This window comes from Deltaproteobacteria bacterium (genome assembly GCA_016874775.1).
Taxonomy (GTDB): domain Bacteria; phylum Desulfobacterota; class Binatia; order Bin18; family Bin18; genus VGTJ01.
Genome location: VGTJ01000009.1, coordinates 54,186 through 60,185, shown reverse-complemented (window position 1 = coordinate 60,185; position 6,000 = coordinate 54,186). Strand labels below are relative to the sequence as shown.

Annotated in this window: 8 protein-coding genes; 5 read left to right on the top strand and 3 right to left on the bottom strand. The window is 53.8% G+C overall.

Annotated elements, in window-relative coordinates:
• Positions 1-67: 67 nt before the first annotated feature.
• The 3 genes from FJ147_02700 to FJ147_02690 all read left to right on the top strand — a co-directional run bounded on the left by FJ147_02700 (position 68) and on the right by FJ147_02690 (position 2,147).
• Positions 68-424, top strand: a complete 357-nt coding sequence (locus tag FJ147_02700; protein MBM4254786.1) for a hypothetical protein — start codon at positions 68-70, stop codon at positions 422-424.
• A complete protein-coding gene (locus tag FJ147_02695; protein ID MBM4254785.1) occupies positions 406-1,305 on the top strand; it encodes a hypothetical protein in 900 nt (299 codons plus the stop codon). The genes FJ147_02700 and FJ147_02695 overlap by 19 nt, the downstream gene beginning before the upstream one ends.
• Before the next feature lie 173 nt (positions 1,306-1,478).
• Complete coding sequence (locus FJ147_02690) at positions 1,479-2,147, top strand: hypothetical protein (protein ID MBM4254784.1); 669 nt, start codon at positions 1,479-1,481, stop codon at positions 2,145-2,147.
• A 5-nt stretch (positions 2,148-2,152) separates the two neighbouring features.
• Here FJ147_02690 and FJ147_02685 read toward each other — a convergent pair whose 3' ends face one another.
• Positions 2,153-2,929 (bottom strand): class I SAM-dependent methyltransferase, encoded by a 777-nt coding sequence (locus FJ147_02685; GenBank protein MBM4254783.1) that lies wholly within the window; start codon positions 2,927-2,929, stop codon positions 2,153-2,155.
• A gap of 103 nt (positions 2,930-3,032) precedes the next feature.
• Here FJ147_02685 and FJ147_02680 point away from each other — a divergent pair, with 103 nt between their 5' ends.
• Positions 3,033-3,680, top strand: coding sequence for a class I SAM-dependent methyltransferase (locus FJ147_02680; protein ID MBM4254782.1), 648 nt, complete (start codon positions 3,033-3,035; stop codon positions 3,678-3,680).
• On the opposite strand, the gene FJ147_02675 is transcribed toward FJ147_02680, so the two are convergent.
• Entirely contained in the window at positions 3,677-4,879 is a 1,203-nt protein-coding gene (locus FJ147_02675) for a hydroxylase (protein ID MBM4254781.1), read from the bottom strand. The two genes, FJ147_02680 and FJ147_02675, sit on opposite strands and share 4 nt — an antisense overlap.
• 223 nt (positions 4,880-5,102) lie before the next feature.
• Here FJ147_02675 and FJ147_02670 point away from each other — a divergent pair, with 223 nt between their 5' ends.
• Complete coding sequence (locus tag FJ147_02670) at positions 5,103-5,690, top strand: OsmC family protein (GenBank protein ID MBM4254780.1); 588 nt, start codon at positions 5,103-5,105, stop codon at positions 5,688-5,690.
• A gap of 19 nt (positions 5,691-5,709) precedes the next feature.
• Here FJ147_02670 and FJ147_02665 read toward each other — a convergent pair whose 3' ends face one another.
• Positions 5,710-6,000, bottom strand: coding sequence for a hypothetical protein (locus FJ147_02665; GenBank protein ID MBM4254779.1), 291 nt, complete (start codon positions 5,998-6,000; stop codon positions 5,710-5,712).

Here is a 6,000-nt window from a genome sequence, read left to right as displayed (position 1 = left end):
AAGGCCTACAGGTCTCCGACGATGAGTTTCAAGCGCTCAATATCAAACCCGGTAAGTTTCATGGCGATTGGAACTATACGCTTCTTCCTCGCTCTTAATCGGTAACTTAATTCTTGCCCATGCCTTACTGCACCTCAGTACTGCGATGGGGTTGGTGTTTTCTCTGATCGCCGCAGGGCAAGTGATATGGCTGGTCTATCGGAAATTGTTTTGGGCGGTTGGTGTCGAAGGCTGGGCGAGTTTAATGGTCGCACTGTGGTTGATCGGTGGAACCATTCTTTTCTCACTGGGAGTGGTCGGCCTCTATCTCGGGCGTATGTTCGAACATACGCGCGGGCGTCCATTATTCGTGGTGCGTGAGTCCACGGAATGCGCCTCCACTACTGAGGCTGAGAGAGGCAAGGTATGGGGTGGACGCGCATAGGTCGGCTTTTCTGCCCTGACGGACACCTGCCGTGGATGCAGAGTCATGCGGCAAATCCCTACGCAGAAGTGCGTGCGGATGGGAGCTGGCGTGTCTATTTCAGTTGTCGCGATCAGGAAAATCGCTCGCATGTCGGCTATGTCGATGTGTGTAGTCGTACCTGGACCGTGCAAGCGATTGCCCAACAGCCAGTGTTGAGTCCCGGTCCGCGCGGAACGTTTGATGATAGTGGTGCCTCTCTCGGCTGTATCGTCGAGAGTGGTACTACGCGGTATCTGTATTACCTGGGATGGAACCTTGGGGTCACGGTACCGTGGCATAACAGTCTTGGTGTAGCCATCAGTCATGCAGGGGGTCCATTTCGCAAGCTGATGCGCGCCCCTATTCTTGACCGTAATTCCCATGACCCGTACTCACTGTCGTATCCCTGGGTAATGCAAGAACCAACGCGTTGGCGCATGTGGTATGGTTCGCATCTCAATTGGGGGGACGGAGAGCGAGAGATGGAGCATGTCATCAAATATGCCGAATCAGCCGATGGCGTGCAGTGGCACCCCACTGGAGCTGTGTGTCTGCCTGTGATGTCGGATGCGTCGTATGCCTATGCGCGACCGTGTGTATTGTACGAGGACAACGTCTATAAGATGTGGGTCTCGTATCGTGGTCAGCACTATCGTATTGGCTATGCCGAGTCGACTGATGGCATCCACTGGCACCGCATGGATGAGAAAGGTGGGCTGCTGCCGTCAGACAAAGGATGGGATGCCGAGGCAGTCGCGTACGCGCATGTCTTTGATCATGATGGCCAGCGCTACATGTTGTATTGTGGTAACGGCTATGGTCGGACCGGCTTTGGTGTGGCAGTTATGGAACTGAGCTGAACGCGAAGGAGCATCGTTCCGTGTCTTATCAATCATACAAAGAAAGTGAAAAACGAGTCCTCGCCGATGATCTTGATCGGCTCATGGAAGAAGTCGACATCCAGGGCTATGCGATTGTTGAACGAGTCCTTGCCGATGCGGAAGTCACATAATTCAGCCGCAGACTTGATACCGTGTGGCAACGACAGTGCGATGAATATGGGGAAGCCGCGTTACGGCGAAGCGGAGAGTGGGGCATATGTCGAGCGTTGCTGCAGTATGATTTTGCCTTTGCGCCTTTGGTACGCCATCCATTGACTATGGCGGTGTTAGCACGGACCGTTGGTGAAACCGCGATTTTGCATCTCATCAACGGCATCATTGCCTTTCCCCAACAATTGAGTAATCAGACCGTCTTCCATCGTGATTTCGCCAAGCCATTTCGGAGTGACCAACTGCTCTCAGTAAATACCTTCTGGGTGCTTGACGATTTCTCTCCGGTGACTGGGGCTACCAAGTTTGTTCCGCACACTCATCACACCATATTCACTCCAAGTGATGAATACCTCGTACGTCATGCCGAGCAGGTCGTGGCACCACGAGGGTCATTAGTAGTGTTTGATTCGCGCGTGTACCACTGCGGTGGAGCAAACACCTCGCTCTCTCCTCGACGAGCGATCAATCTGCAATACACGCGTCCGTTCATTAAACAACAGATTAACCTGGCGGAGCTATTACGCGGGCAGATTGATCGTGACTCGCCGTTGGCGCAGACGCTCGGGATGTGGGCGATCCCACCCGCAGATGTGCAAACCTTTCGACTGCCACCCGAACAACGGACATATCGCGGTGGGCAAGGATGATCAGGTTATTTCACTGTCCCCACCCCCAACAGCGTTAAGCCAAGACGGGTATGGTAGAACCGGCGTTGGAGCCAGAAGAGCGGAGCAAGTGTCACGCGATTCAACAGGAGCTTGCAGAACGGAGGGAACACCGTCTTAAAGGGAATCTCGCGGATGCCACTCGTTTCCGTTTGCTGGCGCTGGCTTTGTTGGCGCTTCTCCGTCTCCGCACTGTGACGAATCATGAGGTTCCCGAGTGAGAAAAGTAAGTTGGCTGTAGGGACCGCAACGGACCACACTTCAACATTCTCGATCTGTGCTTTCGCAAAGGTGGCGATCAAGTCTTCTCGGTCATAGCGACGTAAGTGACCAACGGTATCATCCTCAACCGACCATTTCTCTTTTCGTCCTGGCACTGCGACCAGGACATGCCCACCAGGGCGGACGAGCGAGGCAAGCTTTTGCAAAAATGCCACATCGTCATGGATATGTTCCATGACCATCATACTGAGGCTCAGGTCAACGTGCTCTTCGCTAGCGGCGATACTCCACACGTCGCCGTGGATGAGTTGGTATCGTCGCGCGGCAATGAAGGGACGTAAGGTTTCCGTAGCGAGGGCGACGGCCTCAGCAGAGAAATCGTAGCCAACGCCTGTGAGCCCGCGTTCAACTAATTTGTATGAGAGCCCACCAGCACCACAGCCAACCTCGACGAACGTACGTGCGTGCAAGCGATCAACCATATCGAACACTGCTTCGTAGAAACAGAAGGTGCCAGGTGGATCAATTCTGACCAGTTTCATGGCGACGATTGTGGACTGCTAGCCCTTTCTGACTTGATAATCAGTGAAAGGTGCTTTAAGAGACTCCTTTGCCAAAGTCAAGAATTGTTCGATACCAATGAGTATGAGTGGTCAGCGACACGCCTTGCTACAGCAAGTTGAAGCCTATTATACGGCGAAGGTTGTAGAACATGGACCGACGGCGCGAGGAGTTGATTGGAACTCCGAAGCGTCACAGCAGCTTCGTTTTCAACAACTCCTCCGGGTGCTTGATAGCGAACGAGGCCCTTTTTCTTTTAACGATATTGGCTGTGGCTTTGGCGCGTTAGCCGCATACCTGCAGACGAATTGCCAGGTGCCGTTTCATTATCACGGATTCGATCTTGCGCCGGCGATGATTCGCTACGCCCATGAGCAGTATGGACACCTGGCAAATTGTCGGTTTTCTGACGCGCCTGCATCGCTCACCACGGCGCACTATACCGTTGCGAGCGGGATCTTCAACGTAAAACTCTCAACCGAGCTGGAAGAATGGCGCACCTACATGCTTGATACGATCGAGCAAATGGCTCAGCTCAGTACGCGTGGCTTTGCTTTCAATGTGTTGACCAGTTATTCCGACCGCGAGCGGATGCGTCCAGATTTGTACTATGCCGATCCCGGTTTCTTATTCGATTACTGCCAGCGTCACTATTCTCGTTGGGTAGCGATTCTCCACGACTACGGATTGTATGAATTCACCGTGATAGTTCGTAAAGAGGAAAGAGGTTAAAGCATCGATGTTTCCGTTGGCTGTCCGATGAACACGCGCCCTGTCAGTTCATAGATCGGTGCGCTGAGGATGGCATGTTGGGTGACGACGTGGACATCGCGAAAGTAGCGCTGTAACGGATTGTGTGCCCAAATCGAGCTGGTCCCTGCGGCGTGATACATAAGGTCGATCGCCTGAGCGGCCTGGGTTGTGGCCTGGGTTGCGGCTAACCGTAAAAGGGCGCGTTGTTCCAGGGTCGGGGTTTCCTGGGCCAGAAGGCTATTCCATACGTGCTGTACGGTGTCGAACAGAAACGCGCGCCCGGATCGTAAAAGGCCTTCTGCCTGCGCGACCTGCATTTGCACGACCTCGCGTTCCGCCATACGCTTGCGGGTGGTGGTAAGGCGTTTCTTTGGGGCCATTTCCCGTAAGGTGTTAATTGCACCTCGGGCAATGCCTAACGCGACACTGGCAACAGAAACAGCAAGTAAGCCAAACATCGGAAAACGATAGAGTGGACCATCATGAAACGGATGGTCAGAGACAAGCGAAGCGTGGTATCCATTAGGAACGAAAACATCATTGGCGACGATGTCGTGACTACCGCTGCCACGTAACCCAGAGACCAGCCACGTATCTATAATTTCTACGTCGGTCGCCGGAAAAATCATCATCGTTGAGATCGTTTCCCCATTCTTGCCTTTTCTCGGTGTATCGCCATCAAAAATGATGCAGGTGCCCATGAGCCACGAACAATGCTGGCACCCACTGTTGAACTGCCAGTGGCCAGTGACACGATAACCACCGTCAACAGCGACGGCCTTGCCAGTTGGGGACAGCGCGCCACCCGTAATGACCTGAGGATCGCTACCATAGATGGTCCATGCAACCTGAGGAGCCAAGTAGGCGCTGACCAAGCCACCAGTTGCACCGATCATGATGCTCCAACCAACAGAGCCGTCGACTTTAGCCATTTCTTCAAAAACCTGCAGCGCGGTGACAGCATCGGTTTCCAGTCCACCGAGAGCCTGTGGAATCAATAAACGAAACAGACCAGCATGGGCGAACGATTTGACTAACGCAGGAGGAAGGCGACGATCCGCCTCGATTTGTTCATAGACTAAGCGAATGCGCGGGGCGAAACTCTGTGCGGTTTCCAGTAGAGAAGTTGGAGAGAGAGGTTCAGCGGACAGGGAGAGGGAGATGTCTGCGGCGGGCATGATAAGCTCCTTTACGACAGCACTAACGGCACGAGGGTGCCATGACGGGCGACGAAGTCAAGCAAGTGGATGACCGGAATTTCCCCTACTGTCCCTTCTGTAGTATAAAAACGCCCGACAGGGAGAGAGTCAGGTAAGGAGTTCAGGCGTAAATGTCCCACAAAAGGACTGTCATTCCCTGCCTCAGGAACAAAACCGGGCAGTTACGCGAAAGGAGCAGGCGATGAAAGAGCAACAGACGTATCCCGAGTATATTGGTGTAAGCGATGTCACAACTCGTTCCTTTGACCTCATGCGAGTTGAAGGATACATGGACGGACAGGCTTCGATCCTCTTTGATGAACCAAAAGGCTTTGACATCGGCAATCCGCCGGAATTACAAGGCCAGAGTCGCGGCTGGACACCGGTGCATGCGCAACTCGCGGCGCTCTCAGCGTGTACGTCGATCACGATTGCTGTCGCGGCGCGAGATCTGCGGTTTGCCTACAAAGGACTACGCACCAAGATTCGTTCGTTAATCGACATTCGCGGCTTTATGGCTGACTTCGATCGCCAGCCTGAATACTGTCAGGTCAACTACGATCTCTATCTTGATACCGATCAACCAAAGGAACGGATTCAGGCCTTGGCTGAGGAAACCGACCGCCGCTGTCCGCAACTCGGGCTGTTCCGCCGGGCACGTATTCCGATGATCATCTCATGGTATCGTGAAGGGGCGAGTGCGCCTGAATTTGTCCAGCGCGTGTATATTCCTGAAGGGGGGAAGACCCCAGAGGAGATGCTGGTGGCTGCGACTCAAGCTACGACGTAAGATGACGTGAGCGGAAAGCCTACGCCCGAAACGCCAAACGGATGGGGCGCACCTCGATATCGACCCATACGCCACCTGTGACATATGGATCGCGTGCCAGCCATTGGTCGAGCGCGGCACGAGTGGGAAAATCCATGTAGAGGGTAGAGCCGATCATTTCGCCGTTGTCATCGAGGATGGCGCCGCCGTTAATAAAAGTGCCGGCCTTTTTCATGTCCTGCACGCCATCGAGATGTGCCTGGCGTACGCGCAATCGGCGCGCTTTGGCGTCTGGGTCTTTGCCGTCATAGGCGATGACTAAGAATTCCAT